At 71.8% G+C, this 17054-nt stretch carries 14 protein-coding genes and 1 pseudogene; 8 read left to right on the top strand and 7 right to left on the bottom strand.

Annotated features, from left to right (window positions below; all coding sequences use genetic code 11):
• Positions 1–5 precede the first annotated feature (5 nt).
• Entirely contained in the window at positions 6–239 is a 234-nt protein-coding gene (locus OHA72_RS04550) for a hypothetical protein (protein ID WP_327006594.1), read from the top strand.
• A 103-nt stretch (positions 240–342) separates the two neighbouring features.
• Here OHA72_RS04550 and OHA72_RS04555 read toward each other — a convergent pair whose 3' ends face one another.
• The 3 genes and pseudogenes from OHA72_RS04555 to OHA72_RS04565 form a co-directional block, all read right to left on the bottom strand.
• Positions 343–498, bottom strand: coding sequence for a fasciclin domain-containing protein (locus tag OHA72_RS04555; RefSeq protein WP_327006595.1), 156 nt, complete (start codon positions 496–498; stop codon positions 343–345).
• Between the two features lie 36 nt (positions 499–534).
• Positions 535–1101, bottom strand: coding sequence for a cellulose binding domain-containing protein (locus OHA72_RS04560; RefSeq protein ID WP_442788695.1), 567 nt, complete (start codon positions 1099–1101; stop codon positions 535–537).
• Positions 1093–2829, bottom strand: a pseudogene (locus OHA72_RS04565) (cellulase family glycosylhydrolase); the annotation flags it as partial. The pseudogene OHA72_RS04565 and the gene OHA72_RS04560, both read right to left, overlap by 9 nt.
• Positions 2830–3032: 203 nt before the next feature.
• On the opposite strand from OHA72_RS04565, the gene OHA72_RS04570 reads away from it, so the two are divergent.
• Both OHA72_RS04570 and OHA72_RS04575 read left to right on the top strand, forming a co-directional pair.
• Entirely contained in the window at positions 3033–3638 is a 606-nt protein-coding gene (locus OHA72_RS04570) for a response regulator (RefSeq protein ID WP_327006596.1), read from the top strand.
• Between the two features lie 130 nt (positions 3639–3768).
• A complete protein-coding gene (locus OHA72_RS04575) occupies positions 3769–4389 on the top strand; it encodes a LuxR C-terminal-related transcriptional regulator (protein ID WP_327006597.1) in 621 nt (206 codons plus the stop codon).
• On the opposite strand, the gene OHA72_RS04580 is transcribed toward OHA72_RS04575, so the two are convergent.
• The 3 genes from OHA72_RS04580 to OHA72_RS04590 form a co-directional block, all read right to left on the bottom strand.
• On the bottom strand, positions 4361–5953 hold the full coding sequence (locus OHA72_RS04580) for a cellulose binding domain-containing protein (RefSeq protein ID WP_327006598.1): 1593 nt from the start codon (positions 5951–5953) through the stop codon (positions 4361–4363). The two genes, OHA72_RS04575 and OHA72_RS04580, sit on opposite strands and share 29 nt — an antisense overlap.
• 39 nt (positions 5954–5992) lie before the next feature.
• Positions 5993–8347, bottom strand: coding sequence for a putative bifunctional diguanylate cyclase/phosphodiesterase (locus tag OHA72_RS04585; RefSeq protein ID WP_327006599.1), 2355 nt, complete (start codon positions 8345–8347; stop codon positions 5993–5995).
• 136 nt (positions 8348–8483) lie between these two features.
• On the bottom strand, positions 8484–9929 hold the full coding sequence (locus OHA72_RS04590; protein WP_327006600.1) for a family 43 glycosylhydrolase: 1446 nt from the start codon (positions 9927–9929) through the stop codon (positions 8484–8486).
• A 237-nt stretch (positions 9930–10166) separates the two neighbouring features.
• Between OHA72_RS04590 and OHA72_RS04595 the strand changes: the two genes are divergently transcribed.
• From OHA72_RS04595 to OHA72_RS04610, 4 genes are all read left to right on the top strand, one after another.
• Complete coding sequence (locus OHA72_RS04595; protein ID WP_327006601.1) at positions 10167–10424, top strand: hypothetical protein; 258 nt, start codon at positions 10167–10169, stop codon at positions 10422–10424.
• Positions 10421–10951, top strand: a complete 531-nt coding sequence (locus tag OHA72_RS04600) for a hypothetical protein (protein WP_327006602.1) — start codon at positions 10421–10423, stop codon at positions 10949–10951. The genes OHA72_RS04595 and OHA72_RS04600 overlap by 4 nt, the downstream gene beginning before the upstream one ends.
• Before the next feature lie 108 nt (positions 10952–11059).
• Positions 11060–11368 (top strand): trypco2 family protein, encoded by a 309-nt coding sequence (locus tag OHA72_RS04605; RefSeq protein WP_327006603.1) that lies wholly within the window; start codon positions 11060–11062, stop codon positions 11366–11368.
• Between the two features lie 6 nt (positions 11369–11374).
• A complete protein-coding gene (locus tag OHA72_RS04610; RefSeq protein ID WP_327006604.1) occupies positions 11375–14371 on the top strand; it encodes a tetratricopeptide repeat protein in 2997 nt (998 codons plus the stop codon).
• Between the two features lie 8 nt (positions 14372–14379).
• On the opposite strand, the gene OHA72_RS04615 is transcribed toward OHA72_RS04610, so the two are convergent.
• Positions 14380–15936 (bottom strand): Rieske 2Fe-2S domain-containing protein, encoded by a 1557-nt coding sequence (locus OHA72_RS04615; RefSeq protein WP_327011461.1) that lies wholly within the window; start codon positions 15934–15936, stop codon positions 14380–14382.
• A 167-nt stretch (positions 15937–16103) separates the two neighbouring features.
• On the opposite strand from OHA72_RS04615, the gene OHA72_RS04620 reads away from it, so the two are divergent.
• Entirely contained in the window at positions 16104–17051 is a 948-nt protein-coding gene (locus tag OHA72_RS04620; RefSeq protein WP_327006605.1) for a hypothetical protein, read from the top strand.
• Positions 17052–17054: the final 3 nt, after the last annotated feature.

Genomic DNA, 17054 nt, shown 5'->3' on the forward strand with positions numbered 1-17054 from the left:
GTCCAGTGGACCCGCCGCGGGCAGCCGGCGAGCCCGAGGAGCGCCGCGCCGGCGGGTCGCAGACCCGCCGGCGCAGTCCGAGCAGGCCCACCACCGCGGCGAAGACGACCAGCCCGGCCGCGATCCCGGTCAGGAGCAGCGGCTTGTCATTGGTGCCGAAGGTGCGCACCGCCCACTCCTTCACCGGGGTCGGCGTGGCGTCGATGATGACGCCGCCGACGCCGACGCCGCCGACCTGACCGGCCGCGGGGACGACCAGCGCGGCGAACAGCTCACCGCCGGCGATCCCCGCGCCGGCGGCAAGGATGCCGGCGAGGGCCGCGAAGGTCTTCATGGCGAGGATCAGGCCTTCGGCATGAGGACGGTGTCCACGATGTACACGATGGCGTTGGCGGTCTGCACGTTGCCGCAGATGACCATCGACGCACCGTTGACGGTGAAGCTGGTGCGGATGTACACCATGTCTTCGGAGCCCTCGGACGGACGGATGGGTGCCACCTCGGCAGGTGACACCCATCCGTGGAAGCGGACGTGCTAGGCGGGCACGACGCCCCAGGCGAGCGAGCCGCCGACGAACGCCGGCACGGCAGGAGCGTCCGCAAGCGACGTCCCCGCGCCGCGGCTGTAGTCGTTGGTCTCGTTGACCGGCTGCCAGTCGGTCCGGCTGACCCGCAGCTGGATCTCGCCGCTGCTGCCACCGGGTGCCACGGTGCCCCCGGTGAAGGTGACCTCGATGTACGCGTCGGCGCCGTTGACCGCGGAAGGCAGGTTCACGACCCGGGTCGCGAGGTTGCCGCAGCCGGCGAGGGCCCAGTCGCACCAGATCGCGTACGAGCCCCCGTCGCGGGTGAAGTAGTACCGGACCGCGACGGTGTTCAGCGCGAGCGGCGCGGTGCCGCCGTTGACGACCTGGAGGCCGGGCTTGATCTCCTGGTCGCCGGTCGGGACGCTGTTGTTGCGGTACTGCACCCGCACGACCCCGGTGGGCGTGGCCTGCGTCCTGGCGGTCACCGCGGCGCACAGCGCCGAGGCGTTGCCGGCCGCGTCGATGGCCCGTACCGCGTAGCTGAACGCGGTGTCGGCGGGCAGCCCGGTGTCCACATAGGTCGGTGCGGTGGTGGTGGCGACCTTCACGCCGTTGCGGAAGACGTCGTAGCCGGCGACGCTGCCGCTGTTGTCGGTCGAGGCGTTCCACCGCAGTGAGACGCTGCCGGTCGTGGTGCCGGTCACCGAAAGGCCCGACGGCACCGACGGCGCGACGGTGTCCGCCGGCGCGGTCGTGGTGGCGGCGGTGCGCGCCGCGGAGGCCGCGGAGACGTTGCCGGCGGCGTCGAACGCGCGGACCGTGTAGCTGTAGGTGGTGCCGGCCGCCAGCCCGGTGTCCACAAAGGACGCGGTCGCCGAGGTGCCGACCTTCGTGGTGCCGCGGTAGACGTCGTACCCGGCGACGGTGCCGCTGTTGTCGGTCGACGCGGTCCAGGTCAGCGAGACGCTGCTGGACGTGGTGCCGGAGACCAGCAGCGCCGACGGGACCGACGGTGCGACCGTGTCGCTCGTGCCGCCGTAGCGGTCGTTGAGGCTCAGGCCGTTCGCGCCGAGCTTCACCTGGTGGTCCAGGCCGACGAACCTGTTCTGGTAGGACCACAGGGCCGGCTTCAGCATCGCGTACTTGGCCTCGTCCCAGGTCTTCCAGTCGTCCAGCAGCAGCCCGCCGGTGTCACCGGAGTTGGGGTTGAGCACCCAGAACGTCTGGCTGATGCGCTTGTCGATGATGGTGTCGCGCAGGGCGTACATCCACCGGTCCTGCCGCGCGTCCTGCCCGAGCCGGCCGCCCCATTCGCCGACGAGCAGCGGCGCGATGTTGTCGTCGTGGATGTAGAGCCAGTTCGGCGTCCACACGTCGGCGGTCAGCGTCGCCTTGTCGAAGGGCTTGGAGAACCACGGCTGCTCGTAGACGAGCGGGCCGTAGTCGTGCGGCGAGTAGACGATGTGGTTGCCCAGGTTCACCGGGAAGTTCCGCACGCCGCGCAGGTTGCCGCCCCACCAGTTGCCGTAGTAGTCGGCCTCGGCGGTCGAGGACCAGTTGGTGCCGTTCTTCGGGAAGATCTCGATGCCCTCGCAGAGGATGAGCATGTTGGGGTTCTTCGCGAGGATGCGGTTGCCGGCGACCTGGCAGGTGTTGCGGAAGTTGTCCTGATCCGTGGAGTTGTCCCACTTGGCCCGCGGGGACTCCGACCACTTGCCGTGCGGCTCGTTCTTGATGTCGGCCGCGACCAGCGTGTCGTTCGTCCTGTACCGGTCGATCACCCACTCCCACGCCTGGTAGAACAGCTCGGGCGTGATCGAGCCCTTCCACCACACCGGGTGGATGTGCCCGGAGTTGTCGGCCTCGGCGGAGTGCACGTCGAGCATCACCTTGATGCCGAACTGCGCGCAGAGCCCCAGCCAGTAGTCGAAGACCTGCAGGGTGGTCTTGCCGAGCAGCTCCGGGTTGGCGTACGTGTTGACGCCGCTGGGCACGGCGGCCTGCCCGGCCTTCCACTCCAGCAGCAGCTGGGTCGAGATCGGCACTCGGACGATGTTGATCCCGCGGTCGGCCATCGACCTGGTGATCTCGGTGACGTTGCCGCTCCACAGGCCGTGGAAGACCCGCTCGGTGGCGTTGAAGCCGAACCAGTTGGTGCCGGTCAGCCAGACCTCGTTGCCCTGGCTGTCGACGATCTTGTTGCCGGCGGTGTGCAGCCAGTCGGCGCTGTCGGCGGCGGCGGCCGGGGCGGACGAGACGAACGGGGCCAGCGGGACGAGCAGCATGGCCGCGGCGGCGGCCATGAGTTTCGGCGGAGACGCATGAACGGTCCTTCCAGATGGCGGTCCAGACAGGCAAGGGAGCGCCCCCGAGCGGTGGCGGCCGCGTGGGAGCGCTCCCGGTGACGGGTAGCGTAAGCACGCGGACAGCACCGCGAAACAATGGCGAACATCGTTGGCACCTTTGTCCCGCGGCAGGCCGGGACCCACGCAGGGAGGTCCCGGCAGTGACCACAGTCCTCGTCGCCGACGACAACAGCGTGGTCCGGGCGGTCGTGCGCGACATGCTGGACGGCGCCGGCGACCTGTCCGTCATCGGCGAGGCGGCCAACGGCGCCGAGGCCCTCCAGCTCGCCCGGCTGCACCGCCCGGACGTGACGCTGCTGGATCACCGCATGCCGGTCCGCGACGGGCTGTCCGTCGTCGGGGCGATCAGCGTGCACAGCAGAGTGCTGATGCTGACCCGCAGCGCCGATGACCGCACCGTCCTGGACGCCGTGCGCTCCGGCGCGATCGGGTTCCTGGTGCACGGCCAGTTCGGCCCGGCGGAGCTGCTGCACGCGGTCCGCGCGGTCGCCGGCGGCGAGGCGCACCTGTCGCCGAGCGCGGCGCGGGTGCTGGTCTCCGCCGTGCGGGCCGCACCGCCGAGGCTCGGGCTGTCGCAGCGGGAGGCCGAGGTGATGGACCTGATCGCCCGTGGACTGTCCAATGGGGACATCGCCGCGACCCTGGTCCTTTCATCGAAGACGGTGGAGAACCACGTGAACCGGATCTTCGCCAAACTCGGCGTGACGGGCCGGGCCGACGCAATCCGCCGGTGGCGGCACACCTGAATCGCGGGGGCGCCGCACCCAACTTCACTGGGTGCCGCCCGCGCGGCGACGCGGCGGCGGGCGCCGAAAGCACCCAGCGCAAGTTTCGAGAAGCGTTGCCATCCGCGCGGCCCCGTGGTGTCGTGGCGGCATGCGCGTCCTGGTCATCAGCACCACCGGCAACAGCCTCGCCGAGTTGCTGCGCTCCTGCGCCGGCGCGCTGGAGGTACGCCCGCTGCTGCACGTGCTCAACGGCGGGCGGATCGACGCCGATCTCGTCGTGCTGCACACCCACGCGCCGATCCGCGAACTGGCCGCGCTCGCCACGCTGCCGCCGCCGCGGCCGCCGGTGCTGGTCGTCGCGCACACGGTGGTGCCCGGCGACGTGGTGCCGATGCTGCGCGCCGGCGCGCGCAGCCTGCTGGTCGAGGGCCAGTACACCCGGGCGGACCTGCTGGAAGCGACCCGCGCCACCGCCGACGGCCACAGCCGGCTCTCGCCGCTGCCACTGTCCATCGTGGTCGATCACGTCCAGCACCGCACGGCCGACCGGGCGCCGGCGCTGCTGCATCAGCCGCTGACCCGCCGCGAGCACGAGATCATGGAGCTGATCGCGGCCGGCGAACCCAACGCGGCGATCGCCGACCGCCTCGACCTGGCCGAGAAGACCGTCCGCAACCGGGTCAGCCAGATCTACCTGAAGCTGCGCGTCAACAACCGCACCGAGGCGATCGTGCAGTGGCTCAGCCGCACCGAACGCCGTTCAGGGTGAACGCAGTCGGCGCCGGGTTGGCACCCTGCCAGGTGCCCTGCAGCCCGAAGGTGAGCGTCCCGTTCGGCGCCAGCTTCGGCGTGACCCCGCCGTCCTCGACGACGACCGCCGCGCCCGTCTGCGTCACGATCGCGCCCCAGTAGCTGATCACCTTCTGCCCGGACGAGAACTCGAACCGCAGCGACCAGCCGTCGATCGCCTTCGTGCCGGCGTTGGTCAGGACCACGTCGGCGACAAAGCCCGGATCCCACTCGTTGCGCTTCGAATAGCGCACTTTGCAGGCATTTGCAGCGTTGGTACCGGGAGACCCTCCGGCGCCGGTGCCGCCTCCGGCGGCGGGCGCCGGGCTGGACGTGACGGACGCGGGGCTCTTCGGCGGCTTCGTGACGGCCGGTGCGACGCTCGGCCCCGACGCCGCCGGCGACCCGGCAGGCGCGGCGCCGGACGGCTGTCCGGGCAGCAGCGACGGGCCGGCGCCGGCAGGCGGCGCGGCGATCCGGTCGCGGGGCGGGTCCCCGGCACCGCTGAACGGCAGGATCAGCGCCACCGGCAGGGCGGCCGCGGCCGCGCCGACGAGCAGCCGCAGCCGCCGCGACGGCGGCGCGCCGACCGGCGCCGGCTCGGCCGGGACGACCGCGGTGACCCGGGTGCCGCCGCCTGGACGGGACCACACGGTCAGCGTCCCGCCGCACACCCGGGCCCGCTCGTCCATCCCGACGAGGCCGTGGCTGCCGGCGCGCTGCAGGAGGCTCAGGTCGCCGGGCACGGTGAAGCCGGCGCCATCGTCGCGGACCTCGAGGGTCACCGCGCCGCCGGCCCGGGTCAGCGTCACCGCGACCAGCCCGGCGCGGGCGTGCGCGGCGACGTTGCGCAGCGCCTCGCGCAGGATCCAGCACAGCTCGATGCCGGTCCCGGGCGCGGTGTCGACCTTGGGCTCGATGTCGGCGTCGGCGTTGTGCAGGATGACCCCGACGCCGCTGGTCACCGACCACTCCCGGCCGATCGCGGCGACGAGGTCGGACAGCGGGGCGTCGGCCGGGTTGGAGCGCAGCTCGTCGATGAGCACCCGGGCGTCGCGGGCCGCGTCGAGGGTCCCGTCGCGCAGGGTCGCCGCGAGCCGGCTGGCCCGGTCCGGCTCGGCGAGCGTGCCCGGCAGGGCCGCCGCGCCGAGGGCGATCGCGTCGAGGGTCTTGCTGAGCGAGTCGTGCATCTCCCGGGCGAGCCTGGCCCGCTCCGCGGCCGCGGCGGCGGCCCGGGCCTCGACCCGCATCCGCTCGCCCCGTGTCGTCCACGCCCGCCGGACCCGCATCGCCAGCACCGGCAGCAGCCCGGCCGCGGCGACGACCCCGAAGGCGACGAGGGGGTGCGGGCCGGCCGCCGGGTGCAGCCACCACAGCAGCGCCGCCGCCGGCAGCCAGATCGCCGCGGCGGCGGACCCGAGCAGGGTGCCCGCGAGGGCGGCCGCGGCCACGAGAGGGATCACCGCGAACGTGCCGGTCAACCCCGCCCCGGCGATGGTCGCTCCCGTGACGGCCAGGAGCGGGACGACCGCACGAAGACGCACAGAGTCACGCATGGTGCGACGAGTATTCCCTGCGGCGCCTCAGCCCGCCACTGTGCCGGCGGGTAGCTGGCGCTCCAGGTCGCCGGCCAGCACCGGCCCGGAGAAGTACCGCCCCTGCGCCTTCTCGCAGCCCAGCAGCGTCAGCTCGCGCGCCTGCGCCTCGCCCTCGACGCCCTCGGCGACGGTGTCCAGGTGCAGCATCTGCCCGAGGCGCAGCACCGCCTGAGCGACCGCCGAGCCCTTCGAGGTGCCGTCGAGCTCGGCGACGAAGCAGCTGTCGAGCTTGAGCGCGTCGACCGGCAGGCGGGTCAGGTAGCGCAGCGACGAGTACCCGGTGCCGAAGTCGTCCAGGGCGATGCGGATCCCGGCGGTGCTCAGCGCCTCCAGCTGCGCGATCGGGTCGGCCTCGCCGATGACCGCGCTCTCGGGCACCTCCAGCACCAGGTGCCCGGCGAAGAACCCGGCCCGGTCCAGGATCTCCAGCACCTGCCCGGTGAAGCCCTGGTTGTCCAGCTGCCGGGGCGAGATGTTGACGTTGAGCTGGAGCGACGGCACCCGCCGCTGCCACGCCTTGGCCTGCGCGCAGGCCTGCTCCAGCACCCAGCGGCCCAGGTCCTCGATCAGCTCTGCGCGTTCGGCGAGCGGGACGAACTGCTCCGGCAGGAGCAGCCCGTGCCGCGGATGCTCCCACCGCACGAGGGCCTCGACCCCGGTCAGCTCGCGGCTCGGCAGGGCGACGATCGGCTGGTACAGCAGGCGCAGCTGACCCTCGGCGATCGCGCCGCGCAGCTCCTGCTCCAGCGACAGCTCCGCCTCGTCGGTCAGGCTGCGGTCCCAGCAGTGCCAGCGGGTGCCGCCGGTGCGCCGCTTCGCCTGATACATGGCGAGGTCGGCACGGTGCAGCAGTTCGTCGGTGGTGCACTCGCCGGGGCCGCCGACCGCGACGCCGATGCTCGCCGACGCGCGCAGCGTCTGGTCGCCGAACGGGATCGGCTGCTGCGTCGCGAGCACGATCCGCTTGGCGACGGCCACCGCGTGATCGACCCGGCCGATGTCGTGCAGGACCACCGCGAACTCGTCGCCGCCGAGCCGGCCGACCAGGTCGCCGCCGAGCACGCTGCGGCGCATCATCTCGCCGAACTCGACCAGCAGCCGGTCCCCGGCCTCGTGCCCGAGGGAGTCGTTGACCTGTTTGAAGCCGTTCATGTCGATGAGCAGCACGGCGGTGCTGCGCCCCGAGCGCTCGCCGCGGGCGAGGGCCCGGGCGAGCACCTCGTGCACCCGGGAGCGGTTCGCCAGGCCGGTGAGCCCGTCGGTGACCGCCATCTCGCGGCTCTCCTGCTGCACCAGCACCTGGCGCAGCACGACCAGCCCGGTGATGCCGAACGCGCCGACGACCAGCCCGGCCCACGGGTACGCCTGCTCCTGCCGCACCGCGGCGAGGATCATCAGCGCGTAGCCGACGCCGATGCCCGCGTAGGGCAGCTTCCCGGCCAGTCCCCGGCCGGTGACGCGTGACCCGGGCCGCTCGTCACCCCGGCGGCTCGCCTGCCGGTCCTGCCCGGCGGCCGCCTGCCGGTCCTGCTCGGCGCCGGCCTGCCGGTTCTGCTCGACGGCGGCCTGCCGGTTCTGCTCGGCCGCGGCCTGCCGGTTCTGCTCGACGGCGGCGACCGCGAGCAGGAAGTGCGCCGTGGTCCAGCAGACGAACTGCCAGGCGGTGCGCTCGACATGGTCGGCGTGCGCCTGCATGTAGCCGAGGTAGCCGTCGCCGACGGTGAAGACGACCATCCCGGCGGCCACGATGCCCAGGGGCCGGCGTGAGGCCGGGTCGGCGCCGCGCAGCAGGACCTTGGCGATGCCGAACAGCAGGGCGAGGTCGGCGGCCGGGTAGGCGGCCGCGGCCACGACGGTGCCGACCGAGGCGCCCTTCGCCAGGATGTACGGGCCGACCACGAAGTACCACATCATCATCGCCGCGCCGGCCAGCACGGTCGCGGCGTCGAGGAGATGCTTGTGGCGCTCGTTGCGGGTCGCCGCGTGCAGCGGGAACGTCTGCACCGCGAACAGCAGCACCAGCACGAACGCCAGGTGCGGCACGTCGCCGGGCGACGGGAAGGGCCGCGGGCCGGTGACGGTGAAGACGCACGGCACGCTGAGCGCCAGGGCGTACCCGAGCGCCATGAACCACCAGGAGCGGCGGGTCCGCTCGTCCAGCCCGCCGTGCCGGGCCGCGCACACGGCGCCGAACAGTCCAACGGCACCGGACGCGAGCGCCCCGGCGCCGGCGGGCGCGTGGATCGGGGCGGCCCCGGTGGCGACCGCGGCGAGGATGCCGGCCAGCGCGAGCCCGTACACGCCGCCGAGCGCGTAGAGCGTGGCGGTCCACCGCCTCACCCGCCGGTCGTCTCCCACCGCGATAGCAACCCACTCCCCGAACCGCTTCCCCTTGTCGATCGTCCATTCGGCGGCGACCGGGTGCGGTTGAGTGAAAGGCGCCCGCCCGTGCCGGACGGGCGCCGATCGCAGCGGGTCAGCCGCGGCGCCACAGTTGTGCGCCGAGGCCGTTGCAGGGGTACAGCGAGAGCCGGGCCCCGTTGGCGGCGTTCCAGTTGTAGTCGTCCAGGCACATGTTGCCGGCGACGTTGCGCAGCGAGAACCAGCCGCTGCCACGGTCCTGGATCTCCCACCGCTGCGCCGTGGAGCCGTTGCACGCATACAGGCCCACGTCGGCGTTCGACGCGGTGCTGGAGTTCAGGTCGTCCAGGCAGGTGCCCGTGTTGCGGTTGCGGATCTCGTACCAGCTGACGCCCTTGTAGTTGAACTCCCATTCCTGGGCGGCGTTGCCGCTGCAGTCGTAGAGCCGCACGAGCGCGCCGGGCGTGGTGTCGAAGTTGTAGTTGTCGACGCAACGGTTGCTGTACTGGCCGCGGATGCCGGGCGCGGTCACGGTGCTCGGGATCGGCTGGCCGAAGAACGGGTCGCCGTTGTCGCGGAAGTACAGCTGCTGCATCCGGGTGTGCCGGTTGGGGTCGGTGAGCGCGTCGGGCGTCGGGGTGGCGTAGTCGCGGGCGTGGTAGACCAGCATGTCGGTCGTGTTGTCCTCGGCCACCGTGAAACTTCCATGGCCGGGGCCGTAGACGCCGTTCGCGGTCTGGAAGACCGGGTTCGGGTGCTTGTACCACGACGCGGGGTTGAGCAGGTCCACGTTGTCCCACGAGGACAGCAGGCCGAGCTTGTAGCGGGAGTCGGTCGCCGACGCCGAGTACGCGATGTACACCCGGCCGTTCTTCACCAGCGGCGAGGGGCCCTCCACGACCCCGGCGACGCCTTCCTTCTCCCAGTTGAAGGTCGGCCGCGCGATCTCGGTGACCGTGCCGGTGATGCCGGTCGCCCCGTTCATCCGGGCGATGTACATGTGGCTGTTGAAGTTGGTGTCCGGGCTGTCCTGCGCCCACACGAAGTAGCGCACGCCGCGGTTGACGAACGACGCCGGATCCAGCTGGAAGGACTCCCAGCCGGTGGTGAACCGCTGCGGCGCGCTCCACGCGCACGACATCGGATTGGCGCAGGTGTTGCGGATCCAGTACAGGCGCTGGTCGAACCGGGCGGTGCCCGGCGACGCCGAGAAGTACATGTACCAGGCGCCGTCGTAGAAGCGGATGTCGGGCGCCCAGATCCACCCGCTCAGCGCCCCGCTCGACGGTGCGACGAACGCGTTGGCGGTGGCGGCGGAGCGCAGGCCCTGCAGCGTGGTGGCGCGCCGCAGCTCGACCCGCTTGTAGTCCGGCACGGAGGCCGTCATGTAGTAGTAGCCGTCGGTGTGCTTGTAGATCGCGGTGTCGGCGCGCTGGCTGATCACGGGATTGCTGACCGTGACGAACTGCGCGGGCGCCGCCTGGGCGGAGGCGGCCAGCAGACCGGCGACGGCCGTCAGGACGACCGCGGTTCGCAGCCGGATGCGGGTTGACCATGCCATGGGGGCGACTCCTCATGAGTCCGTGGGGTGGCGGGCCGCGAGGACGAGGGCGGACGGCATCGTGGCCGAACGGGGGCGGGGTGTGCTGTGGCGGCACGGGATCGGCGGTCCCATGACGCGGTCGCGTGCGGGTCACGTTAGCCACCGCGACCGTCGTTGCCAACCCTTCGATCGTCAAGAATGTGAGCGCAACCATCCCCTGCCACCCGCGCTCAGACGATCATCGTGCGTCCTCTTGTGAGCGATAACAGAGACCCGCCGCAGACCGGCAGACGCCGCAGCGCCGGGCACGCCGCAGCCCTTCGCACCGCCGGGCCCGCACCGCTGTGGGCGGGAGCCGCGGCCGCCGTGACCGCGCTCGCGCTGCACAGCGCCTTTGACTTCCTGTGGGAACTGGCGGTCGTCCCGCTGCTCCTCGGTGTCCTGGTGGGCATCGCGGGGCCGCCCCACGGCGAAGAGTCCGCACCAACACCCAACGGGGAGGAATCATCGTGAAACTCACGAAGTCGAAGCTCGGTGTGGCCGCGCTCGCGGTCGGCGGGGTGCTCGCGTTCGCGGTGCCGGCCGGCGCCACGGTCAACCTGCAGTCGGAGTCGCCGGGCTCGCCCATCGTCAAAATCACCAAGAACGCGAAGCTCAAGGCCAACGGCGCCGCCACGATCGTGACGCTGACCGTCACCTGCCCCGCCGGCTGGTACTTCACCGCGCAGGCGAGCGTCACCCAGACCGTCGGCAGCATCACCACCGGCGGGCAGAACCATACCTCGGAGCTGGTCTGCACCGGCGCGGCGCAGAAAAGTGAAGATCCCGGTGACGGCGTCGCCGGCGCCGTTCCATGCCGGTGTCGCCTACGCCCTGGGCGACCTGTCGGTGCGCAGCCCCAACTATTTCTACACGTACGTGAACACCGGCCGCGAGATCGTCAACGTCGAGTCCTGACGGCCACGGGCGCGCCGGCCGGGAAGGCCGGCGCGCCCCCTTCCGTGTCGATCGGCCGTTCGGCGGCGGCCGCACCCGGATGAGCGAAAACCCCTCGGCCTGGCGGGTCGTTGTGCGCCCGCCCGGTGGTGCGCCAGGGGGCCGCCTGCATACGCTACGCAGCGACATCGATGCGATGAGGTGGTTGCCCTGTGGAAGACATCGGACTTGCCGAAGCGGTCGAGGCGCTGCGCAGGGAGCTGGCGGCCGCGAAGGCGCTGGCCGCGGGCGACCCGCTGCTCTTCGAGGTCGGGCCAGTCGAGGTCGAGTTCGCGGTCGTCGCCAAGCGGACGGGCGGCGCCAAGGGCGGCGTCACGTTCGGTGTGGTGACGTTCGGCGCCGAGGGAAGCATCGGGCGGGACGAGACCCACCGCGTCAAGGTGACGCTGACACCGAAGGAACGCGCCACCGGCCGGCCCACGGAGATCAACGACCAGATCGACCGCATCCCGGATCGCTGATCGCCGGTGCCGGTCAGCGAGCGACTCTGCGAGGTCTACGGGTCTCGGCCCGGCAAGGGACTGGCCTGCGGCTCCGGCACGTTGCTCTCGAACGGCCTGGTGCTCACCGCGGCGCACGTGGTCGCCGGTGACGGCGTCGCGGTCAGTGTCCGGCGGTTCGGTGACCGGACGCTGTACCCCGCCGAGGTGGTGTGGCAGCGGTGGGACGAGGCCGCCGACGTCGCGCTGGTGCGGGTCGAGGACACCGTGATCGACCCGGGCGACCTGCCCCCGCTCTCCTGGGGGCGGCTGGTGTGCGACGCACCGGACGCCCCGGTCGAGGCGGTCGGCTTCCCCCGGTTCCGGGTCAGCGGGCCGGGGGACGTGCGGGAGACCGACCACCTCGTCGGCAGGACCCGCCCGCTGGGGCTGGCGAAGTCCGGCTGGCTGGACGTGGCGGTCGACTCGGCACCGAAGCCGACCGCCACGTCGAAGGACTCGCCGTGGGGCGGGATGTCCGGCGCGGCCCTGTTCTGCAACCAGCTGCTCGTCGGGGTCATCGCCCACGACCAGGAGGGCTTCGCCGCCGACCGGGTGAGCGCGGTGGACACCGGCGCGTTCGCCGACGATCCGCAGTTCGCCGCGCTCGTCTGGCCGGGCGACCCGCAGACGCGGCCGGGGCTGGGGCCCGCCGAGCTGACCGCGCTGCAGCAGGACCCCGAAGAACCGCAGTCGCCCGCGATGCTGCTGCGCGCCGACGCGGCCGTCGTGCCGTTCGAGGGCCGCGAAGCCACGCTGCAACAGCTGGACGCGTGGTGCGGGAAGGACGGGAGCCGGTCGGCGTGGCTGCTGACCGGCGAGGGGGGACAGGGCAAGACGCGCCTCGCACGGCACTTCGCCGGCCGGATGCGACGCAAGGGCTGGGCCACCGTCGTCCTCGCCAGGCGCGACGGCGCCGGCACCATGCAGCACGAGACGGTGCGGTGGCTGTCGGCTGTGCGCATCCCTCTGCTACTGGTCATCGACTACGCCGAGGAACGCTTCGACCAGCTCGAGCTGCTCGGCGCGGCGCTCACCAACCGCCGCCAGCGGGCACCCTTGCGCGTGCTCCTCCTGGCCCGCAGCGACGGCGAGTGGCGCCAGCATCTGCCCCTCGGCTGGGACTTCGCGACCGACGGCGTCGTCGAGGAGCAGCTCCGGCCGCTGACCGCGGATCCTGGGGCGTTCGACCGGGCCGTGACGGCGTTCGCCGACAGGCTGGCTCGCCTCTCAGGCTTCCAACGGCGCGCCGGCTACTGGACCGAGCAGGCCACCAAGGTGCACCCGCCGGCGAGCCTGCCGACAACGACGCTCGGCGTGCAACTGGCGGCACTGGTCGCCCTGCTGCGCACCGACCACCCCGCGACCGGCGCCGGCGTCACACCCGAACGCAACGCAATGGACTTTCTGTTGAACCGGCACGAGAGCGTCTACTGGAGACGCCTGGCCGTCTCGTCCCGCATCAGTCTGGAAAGTCCGGAGCAGCGGGCGGCGGTCGCCGCGGCATGTCTGGTGCCCGCGGCGAACGAAGACGAGGCTCTGGCCGTGCTGCGACGCGTCCCCGGAATCCAGGCGGACGAGCTGCAGCGAACCGCCCGATGGCTCCAGAAGCTCTACCCGCACCGCAAGGACCACTGGGGCACCCTCCAGCCGGATCTTCTCGCCGAGCACCTGGTGGCGACGGCGGTCCAGAAGAACCAGGGGCTGCTGCCCTCCCTGCTCGACGGCGTGGACCAGCGGCAGGCGCAGCAGGCGATGACCGTGCTCGCCCGAGCCAGCGTGCACACCGGGCTCGGTCCGGACATCGAGGCCGTGGTGTCGGCGCACCCGCAGACGTTGGCGCCGGTCGCGGTCCGGGTCGCGGTCGAGACCGCCGAACCCGCCGTGCTGATCAATGCGCTGCGCACGGTCGTCGCCGACCGCCCGGATGACCTCGACCTGTTGTGGACGATCTACCGGTCGATCCCTCACCCCACCCGCGTGCACGTGGCGTTCGCCGCCGAGGTCGCGGAGCGGCTCGTGGCGGCCACCCGCTCGGCGGCACCGCACCGGGATCTGGGCCAGGCCCTGAACAACCTCGCGGTGCGGCTGCGCGCGCTCGGCCGCACGGAGGAGGCGCTGGAGGCGGCGCAGGAGGCCGTGGACATCCGGCAGCAGCTCGCCGCGGACGGCACCGAGCAGACGCTCACCGACCTTGCCACGTCCCTGAACAACCTCTCCAACTGCCTCGGCGAGCTGGGACGCAGGGAGGAAGGGCTCACCGTCCGCCGCCAGGCCGTCGGGGCCTGCCGGCAGCTGCCCGCAGCGCACCAGGCCGACCTCGCGACGGCGCTCAACAACCTCTCCACCGACCTGGCGGGGCTGTCCACCGACACCGCCCGGACGGAGTGCCACGACGCGGCCGACGAGGCGGTGCGCATCCGCCGGGGCCTCGCCGGCACCGACGCGTCCTTCGGCCCCGAGCTGGCCGGTTCGCTCAACACCCTGTCGTCCAGCCTGAGCGGGCTGGGCCGGTTCCCGGACGCCGTCGGGGCGGCGCGCGAGGCCGTCGAGCTGTACCAGACCCTGGCGAAGGACCGGCCCGACGCGCATCTGCCGGGGCTCGCCGCCTCGCTGAACAACCTCACCCGGGGGCTCGTCGAGCTGGGTGAGGTCGACGAGTCCCTGCGGCACAGCGAGGAGGCGGTCCGCCTCTACCGCCAGCTGAACAACCCGGGCGGCAGCGACGCCCACCGGGCCGACCTCGCCCGGGCCCTGCACACCCGCGCCGACTGCCTGGCGCTGCAACGCCGGCACAACCGGGCGATCTTCGACCTCAAGGCCGCCGCCCAGCTGTACCGGCCGCTCGCCAGGAACCGGCCGGAGGTCTACCGGCCGGACCTGCTGCGGGTGCTGCGCTCCCTGACGGACCGCCTCGCCGAGGTCCACCGCAGCGACGAGGCAGACGAGGTCGAGGAGGAGATCCGGTCCCTGGAGGAGACCTGACGGTCCGCTCAGGTCTGCTGGGACGGCTCCTCGCGCTTGGCGCGCAGCGGGTGCCCTGCGCTGGTCAGGCAGCGCCCGCTCGCCAGGTCGAACTTCCAGCCGTGCAGCTGGCAGGTCAGCACCCCGTCGTCGATCTTGCCGAAGCGGGTCAGGTCCGCTTTCAGGTGCGGGCAGCGCCGCTGCACCTGCCAGCCCTCCATGACGATGTCCTCGGCGTCGGTCTGCCGCTGGTGCTCGTCATACCAGCCCTCCGCATACTGCAGGCGCTCCTCGGACAGGCACTTGAAGAACGAGTAGATGAACTCGTTGTACTGCCCGATCCGGGTCGCCGTGAAGCGGCACGACAGGAACAGCGAGTTGACCCAGTCGCCCTCGTCGATGAAGAAGAGGTGCTCGATCAGCGCGCGCTCGGTGCGGAAGCGATACCGGACCTTCTCGTCGGCATACTCGCGGACCTGCTTGCCGGGGAAGTCGACCACGATCGACTCGACGCTCTCGCCGTCATACCCGACGAGGTCGAACCGGACCGGCCCGCCGATCCCGTCGGCCATGTAGATCGACTCCTCGAGCAGCGGCTCGATCCGGTCCTTCATCGCCTGCAGGACGTCGATCTCCGGGTGCCGCCACGTCGCCTTCTCCGCGTCGATGAGCGGCTGCTTGCGCGCCTTCATCTCCTTGAGGTAGATCGGCTTGGCCGCGAAGAACTCCCGGACGTCCGGCACCGGGTGCGTGGTGCTGCAGTCGTCGGCCGTCAGCGTCGACACGCTGCCCGGCAGCAGGATCACCTCGTTGGTCCGGCCCAGCTCCCGATACTGGTCGGAGAACCACTGCTGGTCCGGAAAGATGTTGCCCTCGTCGCCGAAGATGTCGTTGAACTGCCACAGGGCGTCGTCGAGGAAGCACGGCGGGCCGGCGATCGGGAACACCCACGACGCGTTGAGGTCGTCGATGTAGCGGATCGTGCGGTCCAGCTGCCGGTCACGCTTCTGCTTGCCGAACGCGCGCTTCGCCGGCTCCGACATGTCGTAGACCATCGGATACCAGATCGCGCCGGAGAACTGCAGCATGTGCGCGTGCACGTGCCCGAGCTCGGTGAAACGGGACAGGTCCGACGGCCGGGCGTCGTTCTGGTTGAGCACGCGGATGCCGTCATACTCGACCCACAGCGAAGAGTCGCCGATCGGCCCGTCGGTCGGCGAGATCAGCGACTGCACCATGATCTTGAGGCCGCCGTCGAGCTCGTGGACCTCGTCGTTGCGGGTGCGCAGGAAGCTGGTGAACCCGAGGTCGCGCAGCTCGTCCTCGAGCTGGCTGGTCGGATACTCCGGCAGCAGGACCGTGGCCTTCTTCGAGACGAACCGCCGCAGGTGCGCGGCGTCGAAGTGGTCCCGGTGCAGGTGCGACACGTACAGATAGTCGACCTGGCCAAGGCTCTCCCAGTCGAGCTCCGCGTTGTCCGGGAACGGAAACCAGGAGGCGAAATATGCCGGATTCACCCATGGGTCGCACAGAATACTTCCCGCGGCGGTGTCGATCCTGAGGCTTGCGTGCCCTGTACCTGTCAGTCGCACCCGCGCGTCCCTTCCTGAGGCTGCATCCGGCCCCACGCTACCGGAGGATGCACAGCGCCTCTTTCGCTGATCAGCCGTACCGGGGTCACCGGTCGGACGAACGGTACAATCCCGGAGGCTCATGATCGATCCGTCAGGCCCAAGTGAGCGGAGCATCGGCTGTGTACGTCCCGGTCGCGTTGCCGTCCTGGCCCGCTGGTGGTGGGCAGCCCGGCGTCCTCACGACGCAGATCGAGAGCTGGGTCACCTCGCCACCGATGCGGGACCTGGTCGCCGCCTGCGGTGAGCGGTTTCCGTCGGGCGGCCTCGGCGAGCTGCTCGCCGGCCTCGACGAGATCTCCGGCCGCAGGTGGGACTTCCGCGCGGGAACGTTGACCCGGGCCCAGGCGCGGGTGAAGCACGGCGGCACCTGGTTCCCTCCGCAGCTGCGGGCACAGGTCCTGGCCAGCGCCACCGCGCTCGGTCTGGTCGAGCAGGCCGGCCCCCAGCTGACGGCCTACGACCACGTGCTGGTCCTCGGCAGCTACCTGGACGCCTGCCTCATCCGGGCGCTGCGGGCGGCGGAGCTGCTGGCCGGCGGGGTGCGGACCGGTGACGTCTGCGGGCTGACCAGCTTCCGGCCGATCGAGGACTTCGATCGCCAGGCCGCCGAGCGGCTCGGCGTCCCCGCCGGCGAGCACGAGGTCGACGGCATGGACCTGGCGCTGCGGCGGGCCTTCGCCCTCGACGCCCCCCTGCGGGAGCAGCACGAGCCGTCGGTGCGGCTGCACCGGCGGTACCGGACCGCGGCGGGCGTGCCCGTGTCGGTGATCGCGGCCGCGTCCTCGACGAACGGCCGCGCGAACACCGTCGACACCTACCGCGAGTGGGAGTCGACCGAGGTGGCGGACGGCGACCGCCTCCTGCTGGTGACGACCACCTATTTCGTCCCGTTCCAGCACTGCGACGCGATCCGGGTCTTCGGGCTCGGCCGGCACCGGTGCGGCATCGACACGATCGGCGTGGCACCGGAGTACGCACTGACCACGACGGATCACCTCATGGAGATCCGCTCCGCGGTCCGTTCCATGCGCGCGCTGCACACGGCACTTGCCGGGGTAGCCCAGTAGCGG

Origin of the sequence: Dactylosporangium sp. NBC_01737, from assembly GCF_035963215.1 — a bacterium.
In the GTDB taxonomy this organism is placed as follows: domain Bacteria; phylum Actinomycetota; class Actinomycetes; order Mycobacteriales; family Micromonosporaceae; genus Dactylosporangium.

Bases quoted from the DNA above. Each gene is read 5' to 3' on its own strand.
- OHA72_RS04575 (WP_327006597.1), top strand. From the start codon at position 3,769: ATGCGCGTCCTGGTCATCAGCACCACCGGCAACAGCCTCGCCGAGTTG.
- OHA72_RS04590 (WP_327006600.1), bottom strand. From the start codon at position 9,929: ATGGCATGGTCAACCCGCATCCGGCTGCGAACCGCGGTCGTCCTGACG.